Annotated in this window: 17 protein-coding genes and 1 tRNA gene; 15 read left to right on the top strand and 3 right to left on the bottom strand. The window is 55.8% G+C overall.

Features of this window, described 5'->3' with window-relative positions; translation table 11 throughout:
- The first annotated feature begins 93 nt into the window (after window positions 1–93).
- From ACNAOV_RS01140 to ACNAOV_RS01125, 4 genes are all read left to right on the top strand, one after another.
- Window positions 94–1,536, top strand: coding sequence for an Nramp family divalent metal transporter (locus ACNAOV_RS01140; RefSeq protein WP_416517613.1), 1,443 nt, complete (start codon window positions 94–96; stop codon window positions 1,534–1,536).
- A gap of 320 nt (window positions 1,537–1,856) precedes the next feature.
- Complete coding sequence (locus tag ACNAOV_RS01135) at window positions 1,857–3,299, top strand: catalase (protein WP_416517612.1); 1,443 nt, start codon at window positions 1,857–1,859, stop codon at window positions 3,297–3,299.
- A gap of 134 nt (window positions 3,300–3,433) precedes the next feature.
- Window positions 3,434–3,521, top strand: a tRNA-Ser gene (locus tag ACNAOV_RS01130).
- 210 nt (window positions 3,522–3,731) lie between these two features.
- Window positions 3,732–4,574: an HNH endonuclease gene (locus tag ACNAOV_RS01125; protein WP_258326486.1), complete on the top strand. Its 843-nt coding sequence runs from the start codon at window positions 3,732–3,734 to the stop codon at window positions 4,572–4,574.
- Window positions 4,575–5,269: 695 nt separating this feature from the next.
- On the opposite strand, the gene ACNAOV_RS01120 is transcribed toward ACNAOV_RS01125, so the two are convergent.
- Window positions 5,270–5,947: a TetR family transcriptional regulator gene (locus ACNAOV_RS01120; protein ID WP_416517611.1), complete on the bottom strand. Its 678-nt coding sequence runs from the start codon at window positions 5,945–5,947 to the stop codon at window positions 5,270–5,272.
- A 208-nt stretch (window positions 5,948–6,155) separates the two neighbouring features.
- Between ACNAOV_RS01120 and ACNAOV_RS01115 the strand changes: the two genes are divergently transcribed.
- From ACNAOV_RS01115 to ACNAOV_RS01095, 5 genes are all read left to right on the top strand, one after another.
- Window positions 6,156–7,445 carry an ABC transporter permease gene (locus ACNAOV_RS01115; RefSeq protein ID WP_110416785.1) on the top strand — a complete coding sequence of 430 codons (1,290 nt, stop codon included), beginning with the start codon at window positions 6,156–6,158 and terminating at the stop codon, window positions 7,443–7,445.
- Window positions 7,442–9,313, top strand: coding sequence for an ATP-binding cassette domain-containing protein (locus ACNAOV_RS01110; RefSeq protein ID WP_110416784.1), 1,872 nt, complete (start codon window positions 7,442–7,444; stop codon window positions 9,311–9,313). Before ACNAOV_RS01115 ends, ACNAOV_RS01110 begins: the two co-directional genes overlap by 4 nt.
- 541 nt (window positions 9,314–9,854) lie before the next feature.
- Window positions 9,855–10,250, top strand: a complete 396-nt coding sequence (locus ACNAOV_RS01105) for a MarR family winged helix-turn-helix transcriptional regulator (protein ID WP_416517610.1) — start codon at window positions 9,855–9,857, stop codon at window positions 10,248–10,250.
- Window positions 10,250–11,215 (top strand): hypothetical protein, encoded by a 966-nt coding sequence (locus ACNAOV_RS01100; protein WP_416517609.1) that lies wholly within the window; start codon window positions 10,250–10,252, stop codon window positions 11,213–11,215. The genes ACNAOV_RS01105 and ACNAOV_RS01100 overlap by 1 nt, the downstream gene beginning before the upstream one ends.
- A gap of 31 nt (window positions 11,216–11,246) precedes the next feature.
- On the top strand, window positions 11,247–11,843 hold the full coding sequence (locus ACNAOV_RS01095) for an ATP-binding cassette domain-containing protein (RefSeq protein ID WP_416517608.1): 597 nt from the start codon (window positions 11,247–11,249) through the stop codon (window positions 11,841–11,843).
- A 272-nt stretch (window positions 11,844–12,115) separates the two neighbouring features.
- On the opposite strand, the gene ACNAOV_RS01090 is transcribed toward ACNAOV_RS01095, so the two are convergent.
- On the bottom strand, window positions 12,116–12,886 hold the full coding sequence (locus ACNAOV_RS01090; RefSeq protein WP_416517607.1) for a GNAT family N-acetyltransferase: 771 nt from the start codon (window positions 12,884–12,886) through the stop codon (window positions 12,116–12,118).
- A 345-nt stretch (window positions 12,887–13,231) separates the two neighbouring features.
- Here ACNAOV_RS01090 and ACNAOV_RS01085 point away from each other — a divergent pair, with 345 nt between their 5' ends.
- Complete coding sequence (locus ACNAOV_RS01085) at window positions 13,232–13,852, top strand: isochorismatase family protein (protein WP_416517606.1); 621 nt, start codon at window positions 13,232–13,234, stop codon at window positions 13,850–13,852.
- 18 nt (window positions 13,853–13,870) lie between these two features.
- On the opposite strand, the gene ACNAOV_RS01080 is transcribed toward ACNAOV_RS01085, so the two are convergent.
- Window positions 13,871–14,617, bottom strand: coding sequence for an SDR family oxidoreductase (locus ACNAOV_RS01080; protein ID WP_416517605.1), 747 nt, complete (start codon window positions 14,615–14,617; stop codon window positions 13,871–13,873).
- Between the two features lie 441 nt (window positions 14,618–15,058).
- Between ACNAOV_RS01080 and ACNAOV_RS01075 the strand changes: the two genes are divergently transcribed.
- The 5 genes from ACNAOV_RS01075 (at window position 15,059) to ACNAOV_RS01055 (ending at window position 26,038) form a co-directional block, all read left to right on the top strand.
- On the top strand, window positions 15,059–16,384 hold the full coding sequence (locus tag ACNAOV_RS01075) for an MFS transporter (RefSeq protein ID WP_416517604.1): 1,326 nt from the start codon (window positions 15,059–15,061) through the stop codon (window positions 16,382–16,384).
- Between the two features lie 554 nt (window positions 16,385–16,938).
- Complete coding sequence (locus tag ACNAOV_RS01070; RefSeq protein ID WP_416517603.1) at window positions 16,939–22,425, top strand: endo-alpha-N-acetylgalactosaminidase family protein; 5,487 nt, start codon at window positions 16,939–16,941, stop codon at window positions 22,423–22,425.
- Window positions 22,426–22,719: 294 nt separating this feature from the next.
- The gene (locus tag ACNAOV_RS01065) at window positions 22,720–24,045 is read left to right on the top strand and encodes an ABC transporter substrate-binding protein (RefSeq protein WP_416517602.1); all 1,326 of its coding nucleotides are present in this window, start codon (window positions 22,720–22,722) and stop codon (window positions 24,043–24,045) included.
- Between the two features lie 131 nt (window positions 24,046–24,176).
- Window positions 24,177–25,133 (top strand): carbohydrate ABC transporter permease, encoded by a 957-nt coding sequence (locus ACNAOV_RS01060; protein ID WP_029677622.1) that lies wholly within the window; start codon window positions 24,177–24,179, stop codon window positions 25,131–25,133.
- Window positions 25,133–26,038, top strand: coding sequence for a carbohydrate ABC transporter permease (locus ACNAOV_RS01055; RefSeq protein ID WP_416517601.1), 906 nt, complete (start codon window positions 25,133–25,135; stop codon window positions 26,036–26,038). Before ACNAOV_RS01060 ends, ACNAOV_RS01055 begins: the two co-directional genes overlap by 1 nt.
- Window positions 26,039–26,074: the final 36 nt, after the last annotated feature.

Raw genomic sequence — 26,074 nt, 5'->3', positions numbered from 1 at the left:
CTGGTATTCTTCATCGAGCGCCATTAGACTTCGAAGGGTCGAAGTCTATAGCCAGCCACACGACCGACATGGTCCAGAATCAAGGAAGGTGACATGCCGAACACTCAGACCCGACCCGCCTCAGGGTCCGCCAGTCCAGCCGGATCCGAAGTTAGGACTCCGCCAGCCAGTCGGCAGCACCAATCCCATCCCATCATCGAGACGGCCAATGGGCGCTCCCTGGAGGAGATCAACGCCACGGTCTCCGTGCCCAACTCAACCTCCTCCTTCTGGAAGAATCTGGCAGCCTTCTCCGGCCCAGGCGCCCTGGTGGCGGTCGGCTACATGGATCCCGGCAACTGGATCACCTCCATCGGCGGCGGCGCCCAATACGGCTACCTGCTCATGAGCGTCATTCTCATCTCCAGCCTAATCGCCATGATGCTGCAGTACATGTCGGCCAAACTGGGAATCGTGACTGGTCTGGACCTTGCCCAGGCCACACGCCAGCACACCAGCCGCCGACTCAGCTTCGCTCTCTGGATCTGCACGGAGCTGGCCGTCATGGCCACCGACATCGCCGAGGTGATCGGCGGAGCCATCGCTCTGAAGCTTCTCTTCGGCATTCCGCTGATCGTAGGCGTCACACTAACCGTCCTGGATGTGCTCATCCTCCTGCTGCTGACCAAGATCGGCTTCCGACGCATCGAGGCCATCGTAGCCACTCTGATCCTGGTCATCATGGCGGTCTTCCTCTATGAGGTCTTCTTGGCCAGGCCGGACCTGCCGGCGGTCTTCCGCGGCTTCATCCCCGACAAGGCCATCCTGGGCAATGGCCAGCTGACCATGGCTCTGGGCATCGTGGGCGCCACGGTCATGCCCCATAATCTCTACCTGCACTCATCCATCGTTCAGACCCGCGACTTCGACCGTAGCGACGACCGTCAGGTTGCCAACGCGGTCCGCTTCGCCACCTGGGATTCCAACATCCAGCTGTCCGCCGCCTTCGTGGTCAACTGCCTGCTGCTGGTGCTGGGTGCGGCCATGTTCTTCGGACATGGCGAAGGGCTGGACACCTTTACCGCCCTCTACAACGCTCTTGGCGACAAGAGCATCGCCGGGCCTGTCGCCTCCGGATTGCTCTCCACCCTCTTCGCCGTGGCCCTGCTGGCCTCAGGTCAGAACTCGACCATCACCGGCACTCTGACCGGTCAGATCGTCATGGAGGGCTTCATCCGCATGAGGATCCCTCTCTGGCTGCGCAGGCTGGTCACCCGAGTGATCTCCATCATCCCCGTACTGATCTGCACCATCGCCTTCGGCGGCAAGGAGTCCGCTCTGGATAGCCTGCTGGTCTACTCCCAGGTCTTCCTGTGCGTGGCCCTGCCCATATCCATGATTCCCCTGGTCTGGTTCACCTCCTCCAAGAAGATCATGGGTAAGTACGCCAACCCTCGATGGATGGCCTTCCTGGCCTGGATTGTGGTGGCTGTCCTGACCGGGCTCAACCTCCAGCTGGTCATCCAGGATGTGGGCGAACTGATACAGATGCTCTAAGCACCAGTGCTCCAATGAGGGCCGCCGCCATTTGCCGAAAGAATGAGGCAGTGTCGGCGGCTTTTTGCAATGCTGTCTGCAGCAGGCCCATCACTTTAGACACCATAAACGCCTTATCTGGTTAGTGAGATATCTGACTCTCGCTCAGCGCGCATATCCACCAACTCCATTGCCTGTCGGATACGGTGGAGGATAGCAGGATTTTATCAAGGGTCTTGCTATCAGCGACCGGACAGTCGACCAGAAGCAGGGTCACAGAACCGGCCCGAATGGGGCTGTCGGTCGCAAAAAATCAAAGATGTCAGACGAATCGAGCAGATATGAACGACAAACTCACCACCAACGAAGGGCAGCCTTGGGCAGACAATAACCATAGCCAGACGGCGGGAACCCGCGGACCCATCCTCATGCAGGACTACCAGCTCCTCGAGAAGCTGGCCCACTTCAACCGCGAGCGCATCCCAGAGCGCGTAGTCCACGCCAAGGGGGCCGGAGCCAAGGGTACCTTCACCTTGACCAAGGATATGAGCGCCTACACCAAGGCCGACGTATTCAACGGAGCTGGCAAGACCACGCCCATCCTGCTGCGCTTCTCCCAGGTGGCCGGCGAATCCGGCTATCCCGACACCCTGCGCGACGTGCGCGGCTTCGCCCTGCGCTTCTACACGCAGGAGGGCAACTACGACGTGGTGGGCAACAATACCCCCGTATTCTTCGTCAACGACCCTCTGAAGTTCCCCGACTTCATCCACTCACAGAAGCGCGACCCGGCCACCCACCTGCGCAGCCAGGAGATGCAGTGGGACTTCTGGTCGCACTCCCCCGAGTCTGTTCACCAAGTAACTTATCTGATGGGCGACAGGGGCAACCCGGCCAGCTACCGGAACATGAACGGCTACGGAAGCCACACCTTCAAGTGGGTTAATGCCAAGGGCGAGCAGTTCTGGGTCAAGTACCACTTCCTGAGCGAGCAGGGTGTCAAGAACACGACCGACGAGACCGCCGCCAAGGTCGCCTCCGAGGACACGGACTTCCTCCTGCATGATCTCTACGATGCCATCGACCGGGGCGACTACCCCAAGTGGAAGGTCTGCGTGCAGATTCTGCCCTACCAGGAGGGCCTGGACTATAAGGACGATATCTTCGACGTGACCAAGGTGGTTTCCAAGAAGGACTATCCGCGCATTGAGATAGGCGAGTTCGTATTGGACACCAATCCGACCAACTATTTCGATGATGTAGAGGAAGCAGCCTTCTCACCCGCCAACTTCGTCCCCGGCATCGAACCCTCGCCCGACAAGCTGCTGCAGGGCCGCCTGTTTGGATACAAGGATGCCGAGCGTTACCGTCTGGGCGCCAACTACGAGCAGCTGCCTATCAACCGCCCGGTCAATGAGGTCCACAACTACGAGCGGGATGGGTTCATGTCCCAGGGCCAGGACGGATCAGTCAACTACGAGCCCAACAGCAAGGGTGGTCCCGTGGAGGACAACGATGCCCGTATGCACGGCGATACCGTCCAAGGGCAGACCGAGTACTCCCGTCCCTATGACAAGGACTACTACTCCGCAGCCGGCCGTCTCTACAGGCTGATGAGCCCGGAAGAGAAGGACCGTTTGATCCAGACCATCAAGAACAACCTGGGATCCGTTGACGACCAGGAAATCCAGGTTCTTGAGACCAAGCAGTTCTACCAGGCCGACCCCGACTATGGCCAGCGCGTAGCTGAGGCACTCGGCCTTTCCATGGATCAGATCAAGTAACACAAGAAAACAGAAACAGGGCGAGGATTGTCGGCGACACGTCTGGACTGGCCCGCAATCCTTGCCCTGTGTTACTATTTCTTAGTTGCCTTGATCAGGGTCACGTAGGCTATGGCCCCGTTCATTGCAGCCATGGAGGATTCGCCTAGTGGTCTATGGCGCACGCTTGGAAAGCGTGTTGGGTTCACGCCCTCACGAGTTCGAATCTCGTATCCTCCGCCAGGATGGGTTTTGAACAATAGTTCAGAACCCATTTTTCATACTGATAACGGCGATGTTCCGAGATTTCTGTGCAGCTTCACCTGTTTTCGACTGTCCCGCTCTGTTTTTTAGAAGTTGTTGGATGTACTGAGTTGGGTAGTGAGATAGGTGGTGCAGTTACGATGGCAAATTCACCACCTAAGTGACAGGGGCATGCCAGGGAGTATGGCAATGAACGTCAATGTCGCATCGCGTCGTCGCAACTGGTCGCGTGAAGAAACGATGATGGCGTTTGCCCTGTACATCGTGCTTGAGCCCAGAGAGTGTGACGACAATGGACTAGACGTACAGCGTCTGGCCTCATTCCTGCATCGCACTCCCGACTCAGTTGCCTTGAAAATCTGGAACATCGCAGCCCATGACGTCAATCGGAGGGCCCAAGGCAAGGCGGGCATGAAGCATGGCAGCAAGCTGGATTCCCAAGTCTGGCAATGGTACGCCGAAAATCCCGATGCCTTCATGGCGAAGTGCCTCGATTTGCTTCAACGTGCACTCCTGCAAGCGAACAAACAACATTTCCACCCAGCACCCTTGGCCTCTGACCGATATTCCCCGCTCGAAACCGCAACAAAGCTCCTGCTTGACAAGCCCAATCCCGAAGGCGGCGAGCGCGAAGCGACCACGATTCAGCGGATCAACCAGTCGTACTTCCGCAATTCGCTGCTCTTGAACTACCAGTACACATGCTGCATCACTGGTATGCAGATACCTTCGATGCTGATTGCCAGCCATATCAAACCTTGGAAAGCATCAACCCCGACCGAAAAAACCGCTGCATCGAACGGCCTGCTGCTCAATGCATTCCACGACCGAGCCTTTGACCAAGGGCTTATCTCCATCGATGACGATTACCGCATCATGGTCAACCATGACAAGGTAAGGCACTCACCGATCAACGATCAATGGCTCTATGCCTTCGAAGACCAGAGGATCACGTTGCCATCGATCAGCCGACCCTCCCACGAATTTATCGAGTACCATCACAAACACATCTTCCTTACCGATGCGGCATAGCGACAGGGACAATCCCCTCCCTTACACGCTCGGCGCTACCCGGCAATATTGGACAAACCGTTCCCCGCGTTTTCTTCCAAGGCATCGATTATGTCCGCAGGTTGCTCTGCCAGCCTGAGATTCATAATGATCTGTTTTACCGCATCACGACGCGTTGTATGAGCGGAGGATAAAACAGTCAAGCACTTATAAGCGTCATCCTTAAAAAGGTTGGTTCCAAGCCGAAAGTAGTACCCCGCGTTTCGAATCTCGTATATCGGCATTGTTGCCCTTTACGTTGTCAATCTGATTCGTTTCCACTTTGCTTCGTCTTAGCGGGTCGTTTAGTATGGAGAACTTAAGGTAACAAATGGTACGTTCTGTTTGTCCTTTCCCATGTGCATCGAATAAATGATTAAATAACTGCATTCAGAATTACAGCATGGACTCTTCTTGTTCGATACCACGATGGGTCAACTATCTCAATCCCTAGATTCGAGGAAGCCCATCCAATATAAACCGGTCTGCAGTACCCAGTCATATAGGATTGGCTCATTGAGGGGGTATCGGAATATTCACTTGCTGATGAATTACTGCTAGAACAGGCTGATATAAGTTGATGTAAAGAACGAGTCACTCCAACATGCATAGTTCCGATACATAGTTCTGACCACGGAAATAACGCCTATATCATGATTTTGCATACCTTTATGACCTCATCCTTGAAAAGCGATATCACCATATAGGTAATGGTCGATCACCGGCGCAACCGCCTGTTCCACCTCATGAGCCGGCATGGAGGACAGCGGTTCCAGCCGAAATATGTACCGCAAAACGACGATTCCGAACAGCTGCGATGCAATGAGCATCATGCGTTCATCTTTATGATCGATATCCGCAGGCTCAGGACGCGCCTTGGCGAGTTGTTGGGATATGGTGCTCACCAAGAGGTGAAGGACATGATCATTGCCTGCCGCGTTGCGCACTATACGTATATATGTTTCGCCTGACGGGGAATGTTCCAGAAATTGGAAGAAGCGGTTCATGAATTCCGCTCCTGAAATGTGCGATGGCGCCCTATGAGTCTGCTTGTCGAACCCAAAATCAACCGTAAGTTGGTTGCTTGAGATTATCCGTTCAACGGATTGTGAGAATAGATCATCCTTGTTGCCGAAATAGTAGTAGAGGAGGTTTTGGTCATAACCAGCATCTCGGGCTATCCCCCGCATGGTGACCTTATCAAATGGGCTGGTGGAGAAAGCTCGGCAAGCCGCTTCAAGTAGGTTTTCCCGTGCAGCAGAATTCTCCGCCCTGCTAGGGCGCCCGCGTCGCTGCCTACGGGAGCAATCCCCCTTTGCACGCTTAGCGGCCCTTACCGCCGTCTTATCAGGCATTGCCTTCTTCTTTCCGGATGACTTTCGCGTGCGTGACTTTCCCTCGGCTGACATTTTCTCCATCCTCTATTTCTAACAGGAAATACTAGCTGAAACTCAAGAATTCATCAATGATGAATATGTGCTAGCATACCATTTGTTCATCGATGATGAATAAATGCACGACGGCCATCAAGGCCGGTCTGAGAGAGTGAGTGATTGGAGAAACATGAAAGCCGTGATGATCAAAGAGTTCAGAGAGCTTTTGCGAGACAAAAGAACTCTGGCCATGCTTATCCTCATGCCTGTGCTTCTGCTGTTCATTTTTGGCTATGCCGCGAATTTCTCAGTTGACAAGGTATCGGTCATCGTCATCGGAGAGAACGCGAATCAATACGCTGAAAAGCTGGAAAAATACGATGCTTACAAGGATGGAATGACCATCACCAGCATAGATGAGCACATGCATGGAAGAAACGACGCCGAGACTCTCTTGCGAGACAGAAAGGCAGATGCAGTCATCACCGTAAAAGGCGATGCCGCAGATAAGCAGAGCAGAATTCTTGGCACAGACGCTCATGCCTACATCGACGGTTCAGGTCTATTCGCCGCGCAGTCCGCCAGAAAAACAGTTTTGCAACTCACCGGTGAAGATATGCAGCAGAGCGCAAAGGAAGCCAAAAAGAATGCTCTGAAAACACAACAAGAAAAAATGAGACAATTCGAGCAGCAACTTCAGGAGTATCAGCTCGACGCTCAACAGGCAGCAGCAAAGGGCCAGCCCGCACCACCAAGACCTCAGCTGTCGTTGGAAAAGAACAGCGATATGTCAGAGAAAACCAACGTCGCTCCCGCAAATGACATCAACACATCAGCTATGACGATCTTCTTCAACCCCGACCTGAAAACCTCTTTTGTCATGATTCCAGGACTTATCGGCCTGATTATCACGCTGATCGGCACCATGATCACCAGCATCGGTCTGGTCAGGGAACGAGAACAGGGCACATTGGAACAGCTCGCTGTTATGCCGCTTCGCCCATTCAGCATCATTGTCGGGAAAATAGCCCCCTACTTCCTGCTTGCCTTGGTGGACATGGCCATCATCACCATCCTGGGCATATGGGTATTCGGAATTCCCTTCCGCGGTAATTTCTGGATATTTCTGCTGGGAACAGTCCTGTTCCTGTTTGTAGTGCTGGGCATGGGCATTTTTATTTCGACCATATCCCAAAACTCAGGGCAGGCTGTACAGATGGCGATGATGTTGGTCATGCCGCAAATGCTGCTTGGCGGCATCATCTTCCCGCTTGAATCCATGGCCGCATCGGTTCGATGGATCGGGTACATACTTCCACTGACCTGGTTCAATCAGATGGCTCAGGGAATCATGCTGCGCGGGTCTACATGGGAATCGCTGTGGCTGCCGGTGGCAATACTGACTGCTGAAGCAGTGGTGCTGTTTTCTCTCGCCTCGCTGAAACTGCGCCGCCTACTCACTAGAGGAGGGGCACGATGAGCAAAGATCAGGACTTTAAGAAAATGAACAGACAGAACAACAGTCTTCAATTGAGAGACGTCGATGTAACCTTTGATGGCGTCAAAGCGCTTGATTCCTTCACAGGGACATTCTCTGCAGGCAGCCTGACCGCTTTCACAGGCGGAGATGGCGCAGGAAAGACCACTCTGCTGAAGCTGCTGGCAGGCCGGGTAAAAGCAGCTTCCGGGAAGATTACAGGACTGCCCGACAAGGAACGCATCGGCTACCAACCTGCGGATTCAGGAGTATGGCGTGACATGACCGTGCTGGAAAATCTGCGATTTGTTGCCGGCATCTACCACATGAACCCTGCACACGCTCAAGAGCGCATTGACTACTTAATTGAAAGCGCAGGATTGATAGACGCCCGGAACAGGTTAGGAGGACAGCTGTCAGGAGGAATGCGCCAAAAGCTTGGTGTAATCATGGCAGCACTGCATGAGCCTGACCTCCTTCTGCTCGACGAGCCGACTACAGGCGTAGACCCGGCCAGTCGCGAAGACATTCTCGCTCTGATATCATCCCAAGCGGTCGAGGGTAGAACTGTATTGTTTGCTACAACATATCTGGACGAGGCGGCCCGTGCCTCGACTCTGTATCTGATGAACAAGGGGAAACCACTGTATGTGGGCGATCCGCAAGCCATGCAGAACGATGCGCCGGGCAAATTATGGGAGGCAGCGCTCGACATCGGAAAGCCGATGATCCTGCAATCTTCGTTCGGATCCTCATTGCGAGCACGCCCTCCGGAGCTTGCCTACCATAACTGGCAAAGGGGCAATACAGTCTATATCTGGACATCGCCAAAGGACAGCAGAACACCTCAAGACTTTCGCCGCACTGATTTTGACTTGGAGAATGCATCCATCGCTTTTCTTCTCTCCGACGAAGAAAAGGAGCATACCACTGCTTCTATATCAGCGTCATCGGAATCGGATTCTGCAGAGAGGCCCCACAAGGGTTCAGAAACCATCAGGCATACCAGCGAGCCATGCGTCAATGCTATGTCGATCACCAAGCAATTCGGATCATTCAAGGCTCTCAATGAGGTATCGCTACAGGTCAATCCAGGTCAGATATTTGGACTTATCGGTGGGAACGGTGCAGGAAAGACAACGCTCATCAGGATTCTTCTTGGGCTTGAAACAATGGATAAGGGATGGGTGTCCATGTTTGGCGGAAAGCCAGGCTTCTCTACACGTCGTCTTATAGGATATGTCCCTCAAGGCCTTGGACTCTATCGAGCATTGAACGCTACAGAAAATATGCAGTTTTCAGCTGATATATACAAGGTGGCAGCGCGCGGATGGACCTCCCTCTATGCTAATTCCTTGGGAAAGCGACCAGTCGGCAATCTGCCGCTTGGCTCCCAACGGCTCCTGGCCTATGCCATCGCTGCCGAGCACCAGCCAAAACTGCTGGTTCTGGATGAACCCACTTCCGGAATGGACCCGGTATCACGAATGCGCTTGTGGCGTGAGCTTCACCGCACAGCCGCCAACGGGGTAGGAATATTGGTAACCACGCATTATATGAGCGAAGCATCACAGTGTGACTGCTGCCTTATTCTCTCACATGGCCACACGCAGGCAGAAGGCACCTTGGAAGAAGTCCTACGTGGACACTCCTCCATCATGGTCCAGACAAGCAGGTGGCGGAATGCCTTTGCACTGTTGAAGCAGGCGAACCTGCCGGTCACTCTGGACGGCAAGACCTTGCGGGTCATGAATGGAAGCGAGGCGGAGGTGCGAAAGGCCTTATCCCCCTTGGACATGACTAATCGAGAATGCACCATACGCCGAACGGATGCGACCTTAGAAGAAATTCTGGCCAAAGGTTCTCGGTAACCCCAAAACAAGCAACAATAAACCTGGAGGGGTATCTGGCAAAGACCCCTCCAGGTAGACCGACACAATACACGAGCAGAGATGAAGGTTTCGACAATGGCGGGCTGGTCTTTGCCTTGACAATCCAGCAACTCGAAGATCACAGCTAGCACTGCAAATCCACGCTGCCGTGTAGCGCCGCTCGCGGGAAATGCAATCCTGCCATCGATCAAATCCAGTTTGAAACCGTTAGAAAGCCCTATGCGCCGAAGCCTATTTCGCGATAGATTCTACGGCACATACGCAACCCTTCTATAGCATCAGAATTCCACTCAGGATGAGCCTTGGCACAAGGAATTCCATAAGTGTTCAGTATCGGACTGCAATAGAGTGGCACCCAGGCATACAGTCGAAAAGTCCGCCCACCCCTTCAGCAGACCAAGAAAACCGGACGGACTTGAAGTTGATACATGATGAGCCCAATCAATCAACTGATAGTTTCCAATATGATATAGTTTCTATTATGAAATCAAATAAATCCTCTTCCCTTTATAACGCTCTCATGTATCTGCAGTGCGAATTCGTAGCGGAGCGTAATAGGGTCAACCCAGGAGACATCACCTGGCAACAATTCGATATCCTCACTGTTCTGCGTACTGGAGCCTTCAGGCCCTCACAGATTGGTCAGCTACTTGGTATGAGCCGATCCAAGGTCTCCAAGAACCTGAGCACGCTGCGCGATCTCGGATACATCAGACAGACGCCCGATACCCGTGACCGGCGAGAGCTGGAGACCTGCCTGACCCAGGACGGTCGGGACATGCTCGGCATCATCGATCAACAGCATAAGACCCTTGAGGAAGACGCCAGACAGGTCTGGTCTGAAGACGAGCAGGAAGAGTTCACTGCTCTTGCCAACAGGCTCATCGCCAAGCTCCGCCAGGAGCGGATCGCCTGATGAGGACGGAATCCATCCTTATTGATAGGGCCTCCACGCACAATCTCAAGCAAGTCTCGCTGGCCATACCCAAACGGGCCATCACCGTGGTCACCGGTATGTCAGGTTCAGGAAAGTCATCTCTGGTGTTTTCCACGCTGGCAGCCGAGTCACAGCGCATGATCAACCGCAGCTATAGCTCCTACATCCAGCAGCTCCTGCCCAAGTATGAGCCCGCGGAAGTCGCCCGCATCGATAACCTGCCCTTCTCCATTGTCGTCACCCAGAAGCAGCTCTCTGGAAATGCCCGCTCGACCGTGGGTACCTACACCGATATCTACACCGCCCTACGCCTGCTGTTCTCCCGTATGGCCCAGCCCTTCATCGGGTACTCCATGACATATTCCTTCAACAATCCTGCGGGGATGTGCCCGACCTGCCAGGGACTGGGAACTGTGCGCACTCTGGTGCTTGATCGCCTGCTCAGCATGGATCTCTCGCTGAACCAGGGAGCCATCAACTTTCCCACCTTTCAGCCGGGCGGCTGGAGGCTGACCAGGTATATGGATTCAGGTTATTTTGACAACGACCTGCCTCTACAGGAGTGGGACAGAGATGCCCTCGACTTCCTGCTCTACGGCAAGAGGCAAAAACCGGCACACCTTGGCCCCAACTGGCACAAGACAGCCATGTATGAGGGATTGGTGCCCAGGATCACCAAGACCTTCATCAACCAGGGCAACGACAAGTACCAGCATGAGCTGGAGGAGGTTACGCGAATCACCCAGTGCCCCGACTGCCAGGGGGCCAGAGTCAACGCCAAGGTGCGCTCAGCCAGGATCCGCGGACTGAACATAGCTGACTGCTCCGCCATGAGCGTGGCAGACCTCCAGGAATGGCTTGGAAAGATTCATGACGATCAGGCTGAGACCATTCTGCAGGACCTAATGCGCAAGATAGCCAAGCGTTGGCTTGCACCCCCATGACCTGACTGGGATCAAGAAAATCTTTGAAGGCTTGCGAGACAGGGGCAATACGGTAGTGATCGTGGATCATGACCCCGAGCTCATCGCCATTGCGGACCATATCGTCGACATGGGGCCAGGGGCAGGCAGTGAAGGCGGACGGATCGTCTTTGAAGGGAACTATCAGTCTCTGCTGAGAAGCGGCACAGCAACTGGCAGAGCCCTGGCAGATCCAGGCGTGGTAAATGAACCATCGGTGCCTTCGCATGGCTTCTATACAATAGACAAGGTCACTGCCCACAACGTCAGAGAAGCCCACGCCAAGATACCCCGGCAAATGCTGACTGTGGTGACCGGGGGGTGGCCGGCTCAGGTAAGAGCACCCTTATTAAGGAAGGCTTCATGGCTCAACATGCTGAAACTGACTGCCAGCGAGGCTATGCACCAATATCGTGAAGTGCTGGGGCCAGCTATGAAGGCCCTGGAGGATGTGGGTCTGTCTTACCTATCCGTTGGGCAGGCTCTTGATATGCTCTCGGGCGGTGAGCTGCAACGCCTCAAGCTGGCCAGACTACTCAAGGAAGGAATTCATGAGACCCTGATTTTGGATGAGCCTACCAGCGGACTGCATGAATCCAATATCCTGTAGCAGATTGCGCTCCTACGTAAACTCATCACCAACAAAGGACTCACTATCATCGTCATAGAACATAACCTGCGCTTCATCGGCCAGGCCGACTGGGTGATCGATATGGGCCCGGGAGCCGGAAGCGCGGGCGGAAAAGTGCTATTTGAAGGAACTCCGCTTGCGCTGATGCGCCGCAATGACACTCCTACAGCCCGAGCCATGAACGCCTATTTCGGCTTTTTCAAAGATGCCGCAGTGCAACCATAAGGGGTTGCAGTCAGATCAGCAATAGTTCAGCAATCTTGCAGACGGCGCTTCTGCCTGCCCTGCTGATCGAAATTGTCATCATCCAGCCAGGTCTCCAACCGCTCTTTCACTGCCGGCCATTCGCTGTCCAATATGGAAAACCAATCCGTATCCCGAGTACGGCCCTTGTAGACCATATCGTTCCTGAACCGGCCTTCAGCCTTGAATCCCAGCCTCAGCGCTGCCGCCCGTGAGGGCGCGTTGAGGCTGTCGCACTTCCACTCGTATCGGCGATAGCCCAAGTCCTCGAAGACATGCCTAGCCATCAGATACTGGGCCTCTGTAGCCTGCCTGCTTCTCTGCAACTCATGGGTATAGATAACGTGCCCCATCTCAATGCTTCCCACGTCGGACCTTATCCGCTGCAAGGCATACATGCCCAACAGATCCGACGAATCAAGAAGCTTCACATGCTTCCGTATATCCGCATCCTTTCCATCTGCAGACTGACCGACACTGAGTCCATGTGCAGACGGATTGCGGAGAATAGCAAAGAAGAGAGGATTGCGACTTTCAATCATGGATTCGAACCCTGAGTCAAATGATGGTCTATTAGGGTAGAGATCGTGAGTGCTATAGGTCATGATGGCTTTGTCGCATTCTGGACTGAAAATCCGTTCATAGAAGGCATCACCCTGGTTGCCGTCCAAGGGCACTGCCAGAACAGTACTGCCAGTCAAGATGACAGGCTCCGGCGTAATGGCCCCGGGAAACGAAATCGCATCACCAATAGGTTGCCCAAACTCATTGATCCTCATACCCGCATCTCCTGTGGAACGATGCCCGCTCTGTCACGTACGGAAGAGGTAGCCCCAGAAGCATCAGCTATAACTCCGTACAACCCTGGCACTTAGACTACCAAGTAAACACCCCAAAAGTCCGTATGGGTCCGCCTCGTGCAACCACGTTTGTCCTCCCTCGCTACCTGTCTTATCGTCTTGTGCGCAAGATGCTGATTCGCCGCCGCATTTGTCCACATGCACTCAACCTGGAGGACCGGCTCACCTGCGAGAATTAGACTAATACGTAAGAGGAAATGATTGAGGAGCTTCAACCGGTATTTCCTCTACCTACCGTCAGCATCGACCAAGGGAGTGATCACCATGTCCAAGGCTTTAATCGTCGTGGATGTTCAACCGACCTTCTGCGAAGGAGGTGAACTCGGAGTCGAGGGAGGCGACGCCACGGCTGGCAAAATCGCCGATTATGTCCACAATCATGCCCAGGACTACGCCTACATGGCCACCACCCAGGATTGGCACATCGAACCCGGGTCTCATTGGTCCGATCACCCGGATTTCGTGGACACCTGGCCCAAGCACGGCGTGGCCGGATCACCTGGGGCGGAGCTTCATTCCAAAATCCGGGAGTTGGGCATCACCCATCACTTCAAAAAGGGCCAGTATTCAGCAGCCTACTCCGGATTCGAAGGCATCGAAGACAACACCGATAAAATCCAGAGCAGGCAGGAGTTCGCTGCAGCCAAGGCATCTGGAGTCACCTTGGCCGATGCCCTGGCACAAGCTGGCGTCGACCAAGTGGATGTAGTAGGCATCGCCGAATCCCACTGCGTCAAGGAGACGGCCTTGGATGCTATAAAACTTGGCTACCAGGTCACGGTCTTCGAGGATCTGACCGTACCGGTCAGCGAGGATCAGGGCGTCGAGGCTCGAAAGGCCATGGCCCAAGCCGGCATTCGTCTGCTTTCCTCCAGCAGCGACTAGGGGCAGCGACAGAGGAATTCACCAGGGCTGGATGGTAGGGCCTACAGTAAACTCCGATACATTGGTATCCTCAGGCTGATCGATAGCGAAGGCCACCACCTGGGCCACCCGTTCTGGATCAATCTGGTAGCTGTCGTAGGTCTTGTTCATATCGGCCAGGGTCTGCTTGTCCGTTATGGTATCCAGCAACTCAGTCCGAATGGCCGCCGGGTAAATGGTAGAGGTACGAATATGGGTCCCCTCTTGGGCGGACTCCATCCTGAGCACCTCCATCAGATCGCGCAGACCCCACTTGGTCGCCCCATAGACCGCTCCACCCGGATAGGCTTTGAGTCCAGCCACCGAAGAGGTGGCGATGAACTGTCCGTGTCGCTGCCCGGTGAACTCCGGAAGAGCCGCAGCAATGCCATATAGTGCGCCTTTGAGGTTGACGTCAATTGTCCGATCCCACTCATCCACATGCAGGGCAGACAGTGGCGAGTTAGGCATGAGCCCGGCGTTGAGGAATACCACGTCCACCCCGCCGAACTGCTTCTTGGCGAAAGCCACGAAGTCCTCATTGGCATGCCGATCGGTCACATCCAGAGCCATGGAGACCGCCTGACCACCCACCTGAACGATGTCGTCGACGATTTTATCCAGCCGATCCTTGCGGCGAGCGCCCAGCACCACCTTGGCCCCTCGCTGTGCCAACAGCCTCGCCGTGGCCTCCCCTATGCCGGACGAGGCTCCGGTGATCAGCACTGTCTTATCCGCAACAGTCATAACAGTTCCGCCTTTCCTTGATCTTCAATCGGCATGATGGTACAACCTCGAGTCGCTTGAGGTGCAAGTCTTTACTGCAACCAAGTCCATATCCACAGCCTTGACCAAATGTGTGGTAACGGGCTGACTCCTTTGAGAAGGGCAGGTCAGTCAGGACTGCGCTGACCGTGCACATGTAGAATCGACGCAGTAATCCACGAAGAAAGGCGGCTGCACTGCCAAAAGCGGGCTTAATCACCTCATTGCAAGAAGTAAAAGCAAAATGCCACACAACTACTTAATCTGCATTGTAACGATAGGTGAGGGTCAAATATTGAACTACAATTAGTTCTTAACTTTCCCATAGTGGACATTCAAAGCAGACAAACCACAAATCAATGGGAGCATGCAAACCAAGCAACAGTTGGCCAGTCCCGATTCCGCAAAAGGAAGGTCGCAGTCATGTCGACGACACCGACACAGCCCTCATCGCGAAAACAGGCTGTTTATCCCTACCTGATCGTGCTGTCGGGCATCGTCTTCACAGCCATCCCGGTATCTCTGGTCTGCAGTTGCGCAGGCATCTTCTTCACTCCTGTCAGCAGCTATTTCCATGTTCCCAAGGCCGCATTCACCGGGTATTTCAGCGTATTCAGCATCACCATGGTCATCTTCCTGCCAGTGGCCGGATGGCTGATGCACCGCAACGATCTGCGCATCGTCCTGACGGCAAGCACCATCCTGGCCGGGCTGGGCTGCCTGGGTATGTCCCGATCATCCGCCATGTGGCAGTTCTATCTATGCGGAGTGGTTCTGGGAATCGGCATGCCGCCCATCCTCTATTTATCGGTGCCCACGCTCATCAACGCCTGGTTCCGTAAACGGGTCGGATTCTTCATCGGCCTGTGCATGGCCTTCACCGGCATAGGCGGGGCGATCTTCAACCAGATAGGCACCATGATCATCAGATCCGCCCCTGATGGATGGCGGCGGGGGTACTTGGTCTTTGCCATTCTCATTCTGGTGGTCACCCTGCCCTTCACCATTTTCGTCATTCGCGGCACACCCGAACAGATGGGTTTGCATCCCTATGGCGCCACCGACCAGGAGCCCGCTGTAGCTGAGGCGGCCACCAATAGTATGGACACCGGGAGTAAAGACAAAAAGAATCCAGAGCCTGCCGCGTCGACTGTGGGCATGACTGCTTCCCAGGCCTTGCGCTCCCCTGCCTTCTGGGCGCTGGCGCTCTTCTGTGGTCTGATCACCATGAATCAGACCATCTACCAGTTCCTGCCCTCCTATGCGGCATCCCTGCCATCCATGGCGGCCTACACAGGCCTGATCGCCTCCTCCTGCATGGCTGGCCAGGCTATCGGCAAGATCATCCTGGGAATGGTTAACGACGGTGGCATCGTGGGCGGTCTCTGTCTGGGCATCGGCGGCGGCATTCTCGGCGTCTGTCTCATGGTCGCCTTCCCCGGATTGCCTGCGCTCCTCCTGATGGGAGCCTTTGCCTTTGGCCTGGTCTACGCCTGCACTACTGTGCAGACACCCATCCTGGTTACGGCGGTCTTCGGCTCGTATGACTACACCAACATCTATGCACGCATCCAGATGGTAGGGTCCCTGGCATCGGCCTTCGCCGCTCTCTTCTGGGGCGCCATCGCTGACCAGCCCCACGGCTACATCATTATGTTCGGTCTGAGCATCCTGATCATGGTAGCGGCCTTGTTCCTGGGCATTATTCCTCTCAAGGGTACACGAAAGTCGGCCACTCAAACCGCCTGACCGAGCCCTGCAATTGGCGGACCTCGCAACATTCCACTTTGCGTCATGCGCAGACAGGAGGAGGCAGATCGCCGCTACTACTATCTTGTTTACGTCACCGCTATAGGGCCGTCGCGGGCCGCGGAGAAAGCAGAGCCGGACGGCAAGGGCCAGGTGCCTGTCACAATAACCGACCTCAGTCTTAACCGACCTGTGGATCATGAACTCTACCGCCATCTGCTCGACGTCTAAGCGCGTCCGCGGCAATAAATCCATAAGAGAAGAATCGTTCATTCACCGGATCTTCAGCCATATGCATCGACGAGCGAAATCTGCAAATGCAGCTCCGAAGAACCTTTCGGTCACAATATGACAATTACATATACAAATAATCAAGCCTCATTTTTGAAACTATCTCTACTTGTGCAATAACATTATCTTTACTACACTTACATTTGACATTGACGTGACGTTCTGACCAAAACAATGACGTGGTGGATTCCGGGCGACCTCTTCCTCGGTTCATGGTTCAGTCGTCAGTCATCACATAGACGGCAAGGAGGCTTGTCTAAAATATGAAACGCATCATATCCATGACCCTGGCGACAGTATTCGCCTTGGCCACCGCAGGGGCCGCGGATCCGGCCTTCGCTGCCACGGGGAGTCAGCCCTACCAGGCCAATGCCCCGTCAATCCTGACTACAGGACCGAAAGCAAAAGCCAGAGCTGCTGGTATCAATCCACGGGTCACTCCCGTCAATCCTGCAGACCACGATTGGATCCTGGATTCCGCTACCACCAAAGGCGGCGAGGTGTTGGAAAAGTCCAATGGCTGGCTGCGCTTCAAGGCCTCAGCCGCCAACGGCAATTCCACGACGGTCAGCGAACAATACCCGGCCATCGCTTTGGACGCTACCACTTACGACTTCACCAGCCCAGGAGCTCTGACCTTGACCATGAGCTCGCCCCAGCCTGGCACTGAGAACAGGTTCGGGTTCTACCTCGGGTATGGCAATCCCAACTCGGGTCTCTTTATTGGCTATGACTCCGGGGGCTGGTTCTGGCAGCGCTACGGCGGGGACGGCCAGTGGTACACGGGAACCAGACTTCCGGCACCGGCCCAGGATACCCCGACCACGATAGGAATCACTTGGACCGGCCAGCGCGCAGGACTCACGGTAGACGGGCGCGCTGCCTTCGAGGATGTCGACTACGGCCCCATGGCTGGCGCACTAACCGGAAGGTTGGCCATGAAGGCTGGCGCCTATCAGAATCAGATCACTGAAGTCAAGCTCAAGCTCAAGGAAGACCCGATTGATCTGCACTCGGTCGCCGGACGAATCGTCGATGCAGACGGCGGAGCCATCGCCGGAGCCAAGGTCCATATGACGGGAGCCTCGACATTGACAGACGCCGAAGGCGCCTTCACCCTGCAACAGATCAAATCAGGCAAATACACCCTACAGATTGGCAAGCAGGGCTACGAGGACATCACCAAGGACATACAGGTTGACCGTGCCGACCTGGACCTAGGGCCCTTGCAATTGAACAAAGCCACCTCAGAGGCCAAGGTCACGCTGAGCACCTCCGAGATGAGCGTGCAGGTCAGAAAGCATTTCCCCTCGGTGGTTCAATACACAATGACCAATCTGGACAACAGGGTCATGTACGGCCGACACGAGGATCTGCGTCGTCTGAACATCAACGGCACAGACATGGATCTGACTGATTCGGACGTGACCTTCACCCAGCAGGGAACAGACAAGGCCACCTACCAGCTTCGCGCCCACAAGCCCGATCAGAACATCGATGCCACTGTGACAGCGGTCCTCTGGCTCAAGGCCAACACCCTGCACCTGGACATTACCAAGATCGAAAACGCTGCCGGTGAAGACCACCCCATCCAGACCATAGCCCTGCCCGGGCAGGATTTGGTATCCGTCAGCAGTGATCAGGACGGGGCTCAATTCACAGGCGCACGCATGTCCTCGAACACCAAGGTATCCGGCGACACCACCTTCCCCATCACCGACGACACCACAGTCGATCCCAACAAGTCCGATTACATCTACGGATTCGTCTCAGGAGGATCGTTGAGCGCTGGACTATGGAGCAACACCGAACATGACGGCACCACGGCCGGCAGCTCTACTGCCGGAGGTGGTCAAAACACCCGTGTACTCACGGACGCCGCCAGCGTTCATGGGTCAACTTCACTCGGACTGTCCAGCCCAGCCTGGTACTACCATCGTCAGGTTCGGGACTCCAAGAACCGCGCGTTCACTGTTGAGCAGACCGAAATGCCCAAGATGGCCGTGGCCATCACAGGCGACGAAAATCAGGACGGCAGGGTCGACTGGCAGGACGGGGCCATCGCCTACCGAGCCATCATGAACAACCCTTATGGGGCTCAGGAGGTGCCTGATCTGGTTTCCTGGCGTATTGCCATGAACTTCGGAAGCCAGGCCCAGAATCCTTTCCTTAGCACCTTGGACAATGTGAAGAAGGTAGACCTCAACACCGATGGGCTGGGTCAGTCCGTCCTACTCAAGGGCTACGCCAACGAGGGACATGATTCAGGCCATCCAGACTACGGAGACATCGGCACCCGGATGGGCGGCGCCGAAGACATGAACACCCTGATGAAGGAGGGAGCCAAGTACGGTGCCCGCTTCGGCGTACATGTCAACGCCGACGAGATGTACCCGGAGGCCAAGGCCTTCAACGAGGATCTGGTTCGCCGCCGGTCTGACGGCAACCTGCAATACGGCTGGAACTGGCTTGACCAAGCGGTCGGCATCGACGGTATCCATGACCTGGCCTCAGGTTCCCGCCAAAACAGATTCGGCGAGCTTAAGAAAAAGGTCGGCGACAATCTGGACTTCATCTATGTGGACGTCTGGGGCAATCGGACCTCCGGCAACGAGGACTCCTGGGAAACCCGCAAGCTTTCGAAGATGATTACCGACAATGGCTGGCGAGTAGCCAACGAATGGGGTGCAGCCAACGAATATGACGCCACCTTCCAGCACTGGGCTGCCGATCTGACCTACGGAGGCTCCACCCTAAAGGGGCAGAACTCCCAGGTCATGCGTTTCCTGCGCAACCACCAGAAGGATAGCTGGGACGGCGACTACCCCGCTTACGGCGGCGCAGCCAATGCCCCTCTCCTAGGCGGCTACAGCATGAAGGACTTCGAAGGCTGGCAGGGCCGCAACGATTATGATGCCTACATAACCAACCTTTACACCCACGATCTGTCTACCAAGTTCATCCAGCACTTCAAGGTGACTCGCTGGGTCAACAATCCCTTGGATCAGCAGTCTCCTAAGGATCCTTCGGCCAACAATGGCCAGGAGCGGATAATCTTGAAGGACGACCTAGGCCACCAAGTGGTCATCGACCGCGGATCCAACGACCAATCATCGTCGGCCTACCGCGAGCGCACCATCACGCTGGACGGCCAAACCGTCCTGCAGGGAGCGGTCTCGCCCGGCGACGGCAGCGGCCAAGGAACTGAGTCCTACCTACTGCCATGGCTTTGGGACACCAAGACCGGCAAGCCGCTGTCAGCGAACGACCAGAAACTCTATCACTGGAACACCCGCGGCGGCACGACCACCTGGACCCTGCCTGACTCCTGGCATAATTTGTCTGCAGTCAAGGTTTACCGACTGAGTGACCAAGGAAAGACCGAGCCATTGGATATACCTGTAGTCAACGGACAGATCACTCTGAACGCCAAAGCGGGAACCCCCTATGTGGTTCATCGCGGGACCTCAGCCAATCCGGACATCGCCTGGAGCACAGGTTCCCATTTGGTCGACACAGGCTTCAACGGCGGCAAGAAAAGCCTTGAGGATAACTGGCAGACCAAGGGCTCAGGGAGCGCCACCATCGTCAAAAGCGCTTCCAGCAATCCTATGCTCAAGCTGGATGGCAGAGTCGAATCGACACAGACCATAAAGGATCTGGAGCCTGGTGCACGTTATGCCCTTTATGTGGGCGTGGATAACCGCAGTGACGGCCAGGCACGCCTGGAGGTCCGCAACGGTGACCAGGTACTGGCTGCCAACTCCACTGGACGCAGCCTGGCCAGGAACTTCGTGCAGGCCGATCCCCACAACACCAACTGCGCCACGGTGGACGGCAGCAGCTTCTTCCAGAACATGTACGTCTTCTTCACAGCGCCGGATCAGGGCAATTCGGTTCTGGCCCTGTCCCACCAAGGTGACGGATCTGCCTACTTCGACAATCTGCGCCTGGTGAAGAACGAATACAAGGGTCTGGAAACCGACGCAGATGGTGGCGTGAAGACCTTGACCAACGACTTCGAGCACAACGCCCAAGGCATATGGCCCTTTGTGGTTTCGGGCGCCGAGGGCGTGGAAGACAACCGCGTCCATCTGTCCGAGCTTCACGCCCCCTACACTCAGGCGGGCTGGGACGTCAAGAAAATGGACGATGTGCTGCAAGGAGATTGGTCGGTCAAGATCAACGGACTTACTGAGGACAACACCTTGGTCTACCAGACCATTCCGCAGAATGCCCGGTTCCTGACCGGAGCCACCTACCGAATCTCCTTTGACTACCAGGCCGGTTCCACCGGATCCTACGCTCTGGCCATAGGGCAGGGCGAGTTCGACCCGGCCCACACCCAGCTGAAACCCTTGGAGAAGGCCCTGGGCACCACGGCCCACTACCAATTCGAGCTGACTGGCGGACCTCGGGATGCCTCCTGGTTCGGCATTTACTCGACCGACAAGGCACCCGACCGCCAGGGAACATCTGGCGATGCGGCCAACTTCGGAGGGTACCAGGACTTTGTCCTGGATAACTTGCGCATCGAGCGGCTTCCAGACACGTCCAAGACCCAGGAAGAGGCCCGAGCCAAGCTCAAGCAGGTGCGGGACCGCTTCGACGACAGCCGTGCAAAGTACAGTGACCAGGCTTGGCTGACCTACCTGCATACGGTGGATCAGGCCCGCCTATTGATTGAAAAGGACGGCTCGGGACCGCAGGACTGGTCACATGCCTACGGAATCCTGACGGCTCTTGAGGACTATATGGCCACAGCGCCTGGGTCGCAAGCAAGCGATGCCTGCGACATAGCCAAGGATAAGTATGCAGTCAGCGCGGGCAGTGAACAGCCCGATGCAGGCGGCGTCGAGGGACCCAAGGAGTACGCCCAGGACGGCAAGCCCTCAACCTACTGGCACACCAAGTGGGGCGCAAACGCCCTTGAGGACGGCTCAGCCTGGTATCAATTCGACCTGCAAGAGCCCACCACTGTCAATGGACTGCGTTACCTCCCCCGGCCGGGCGGTGATTCGGTCAATGGCAAGATCAAAGGCTACAAGATTACTCTGACCCGTAGCGGGCAGTCGGAGCCGGTAGAGATAACCGGCACCTTCGACACGCAGACTACCTGGCAGAAGATCTCCTTCACCCCGGTATCCAATGTGATCAGAGTAAGATTGACTGCAATTGAGACCACGGGCCAAAGCGACTCGGAAGCCAACCATTATGTATCAGCAGCCGAGCTCCGTCTGACCACCGATTGCACCCTGCCGACCTTGGCGGAACCTGTAGACAAGGACGAGCTGAAGGATTTGGTGAATCAGGCTGCCGGACTCAAGGAGGCCGACTACACTCCGGACAGCTGGAAGACCTTGCAGGATAAGCTGGCCGCAGCCAAGCAGGTGCTGGCCGACGAGCAGGCCACGGCCTATCAGGTTGCCTTGGCGGCTGCCAATCTGCAGACGGCCATCAGCAAGCTTCAGCCCGCAATACCCGGAACTGGCACAGGAGGCACAGGCATAGGTGGTATCGGCACCGGATCAGATACCGGAAAGAATCCGATCACCGGCACAGGCAATGGTTCTGGCCTCAGCGGCGGCAAGGGGAATATGCAGCAGAAGCCAACCTACCCCAATGCTCACGGGCAGGACGGATGGCTATCGGCGACAGGCGTCGCGGTGACCTCCCTACTGGTCGTAGTTATGCTCGGACTGACAACTGGTCTCCTCCTGACCAGGCGCAGTCAGGGGAAACGAAGTTAACTAATAACAGCGACTCAGACTGAAAGGGACGGCGAGGTCTTATACCCCGCCGCCCCTTTTCGTATCTCTAACATGCAATTACAGCTGATACAAATTTATCAACAAGTAAACACCGACAGCCGTGACCGACATGAAGGCGGCAAAACCAAGACCATGGCGGGGAATTGATTTGATGCCCAGGCAGGGAAGACCGATCCATGAATTGTAAATAGTGTTGACAATTAGACCTAATGTGTTAATCTGAAACTGGTCGTCTGGTGACGACGACGGCCATTTACCGTAAAGGAGCGGGAAATGATATCTGAAGGGAAACGACTACTCGCTGCGGTGACGTCGCTGGCGGCCCTGAGCATCGCCCTGTCGGGCTGCGGTTCATCGGGGGCGTCAAAGTCCTCATCTGAAAGCGAGTCTTCCAAGTCGGACGAAAAAGTGCAGATCACCTACCTGCATCGGCTACCGGACAAGCCGAACATGACCCCCGTCAATGACATCGTTGCGCGGTGGAACAAGTCCCACCCCAACATTCAGGTCAAGGCAACCAAGCTCAACGGCAAGTCAGCCGAGATGATCAAGAAGCTGGAGACCGATGTCAAGGCCGGCAACGCACCGGATCTGGCCCAAGTGGGTTATGCCGAGCTGCCGGAGGTCTATACCAAGAGCATGCTGGAGGACGTGAGTGCCGAAGCTTCCAAGTACAAGGACAATTTCTCCCCCGGTGCATACAAGCTTATGGGCATTGATGGCAAGATGTTCGGCCTACCGCAGGACACTGGCCCGCTGGTCTACTTCTACAACAAGGCTGAATTTGACAAGCTGGGCATTTCAGTGCCCACTTCCAAGGACGAACTGATCGAAACCGCCAAGAAGACGGCTGCACAGGGCAAGTACATCATGTCCTACCAGCCCGACGAGGCCGGCAACATGATGCCAGGCCTGGCCGGTGCCACCAAGCCCTGGTACACCGTGAAGAACGATGCATGGGTGGTGGACACCCAGACCGACGGCTCCAAGCAGGTGGCCGACGTTTATCAGCAGCTGCTGGATGCCAAGGCTGCTCCAACCAATCCACGCTGGGACCCCTCTTTCGATGCCTCGCTCAAGAACGGCCAGCTGATCGGTACTGTGGGCTCCGCTTGGGAGGCACCTCTCATCGTTGACACCATGGGCGATACCGGCAAGGGTGAATGGCGCGTAGCCCAGCTGGGCGACTGGTTCGGCAATTCAGGCAAATCCAGCCCAGACGGCGGATCCGGCGTCGCTGTGCTCAAAGGCAGCAAGCATCCTGAACAGGCCATGGAGTTCCTCAACTGGTTCAACACCCAGGTCAAGGACCTGACCTCCCAAGGTCTGGTACTGGCCGCCACCACCGAGGAAGCGAAGACCCCCGAGAGCTGGTCATCCTTCTTCGGCGATCAGGACCTCATGAAGGAATTCGCCACCGCCAACAAAAACATGGGCGACTTCACCTACATGCCTGGCTTCTCCTCAGTAGCTGCGGCCATGACAGAAACTGCCGCCAAGGCTGCCACCGGGCAGGCCAAGGTTGCTGACATCTTCTCGCAGGCACAGACCACCTCTGTAGCCACCCTCAAGGACTACGGCCTGGCCGTCGCCAAGTAATCGACGCCATCAGGACCGAGCGGGACCATTCCCGAGGTTTGGGACCCGAAGCCGGTGAACGTGTTTCGGGTCCCAAACATGCTCGGTCATAATCTCATTTTCTCTTTAAGACAAGGACAGGTGTACCCAGAATGAGTGCTACACGTCGGTCGTCAGCTGCCCGACCAGGCAGGGCGGGACGCTCGGATGCGGTGAAACGTGCCGAACGCACGGGTTGGGCTTTCATGGCCCCCTTCGGCATCCTGTTCATCGTGGTCTTCATCATCCCTATCATCTATGCCATTTATTCCAGCTTCTTCCAGGACGTCGCCTCGGGTGGCGGCGCCTACGGGGGCGGAACCATGGTCAATAAATTCGTGGGTCTGGCCAACTTCAGATATGTGGTGACCTCGGCCGCCTTCTGGTCAGGAATCGGCCGTGTGCTGATCTATACCCTGATCCAGGTGCCCATTATGATCATCGCCGCCCTGGCCCTGGCCATGGTGCTGGATTCCTATATGGTCAAGCACGTGACCCCATTCCGTCTAGGCTACTTCCTGCCCTATGCCATCCCCGGAGTTGTCGCATCCATCATCTGGGTCTTCCTCTACAACCCGCAGATCTCACCCATCGTCAAGGGCCTATCCTCCATAGGCATCACCGTAGACTTCTTCGCCGGCAAGGTCGTCCTGGCATCCATGGCCAACATCACCACTTGGACCTTCACCGGATACAACATGCTCATCTTCCTAGCAGCCCTGCAGGCCATTCCCCACGATCTGTACGAAGCGGCCCGCATAGACGGGGCCACCGGTCTGCAGATCGCCTTGCACATCAAGCTGCCCAATGTGCGCGGCGCCGCCCTGCTGGCCATGCTGCTCTCCATCATCGGCACCATCCAACTCTTCAACGAGCCCCAGGTCATGCAGACAGCCGATCCAGGCATCTCCAACTCCTTCACGCCCATGATGATGGCCATGAACACCTCCCGTGGGACCTTAACCCCCAAGGGCAACGGACCAGCCTCGGCCATTGCCATCGTCATGGCCCTGATTGCCGGCGTTCTGGCCTTCCTCTACGCCTGGATTGAAAGGAAGGTGAATGAATAATGAGCATCTTTCATTCAAAAGCCGGATCCACCCAGGAACTGCCACGTTCCATGCGCCCTTCCCACCTGGCCAAAATCATCACGGTGGTTGTCCTGATCATCACCTTAATCTACTTCCTCTTCCCTATCTATTGGGCTGTCATCGCCTCTACCAAGTCGCCTTCCCAGCTGATCGGCAGCAATGGTATCTGGTTCGCATCGAGCCTCAAGGACCTACCCGACGCCATTGCCACCAACTACAGCAAGCTACTGGGCTGGACACATGCCAGATTCTGGCAGTGGGTTGCCAATTCGTTGATCTACTCGGGCGTATCCGCAGTGATCGGAACCATCGTCTCGGTCATGGCCGGCTATGGAACAGCCAAGTTCAACTTCCGCGGGAAGGGCATAGCGATGGCCGTTGTCATGGCCTCCCTGCTCATGCCTGCCGCGCTGATGACCATTCCTCAGTACTCCATCTTCCAGGCCCTGCATTTGGACAACACCATGCTGTCCATCATCATCCCCTGCTCGGTCTCACCCTTCGGATTCTTCCTGGGAAGGGTATATGCACAGAGCTCAGTGCCCACGGAACTGCTGGAAGCAGCCAGGATTGACGGAGCCGGCGAGGCGCGCATCTTCTTCACCATTGTCCTCAGACTGCTGGCACCAGCCATGGTGACCATCTTCCTCTTCCTGTTCGTGGCGACCTGGAACAACTTCCTGCTACCACTGATGATGCTCTCCAGCGAGGGACTCTACCCAGTGACCCTGGGTCTGTACGGCATGGTTTCCCTGCCTACCTTCAACGACCGAGGCGCTCTGATGATGGGGGCCCTGCTGGGGGTGCTGCCGGTCATCATTCTCTTCCTGTGCCTGCAGCGGTTCTGGCAGGCCGGTCTTGCCGCCGGCGCTGTCAAGGGCTGAGGCTCATCCACCAAACAATTCATCCATCCGCGAAGG

Source organism: Bifidobacterium asteroides (genome assembly GCF_048001765.1).
Classification (GTDB): domain Bacteria; phylum Actinomycetota; class Actinomycetes; order Actinomycetales; family Bifidobacteriaceae; genus Bombiscardovia; species Bombiscardovia asteroides_K.
This window is presented reverse-complemented; position numbering and strand designations above follow the sequence as displayed.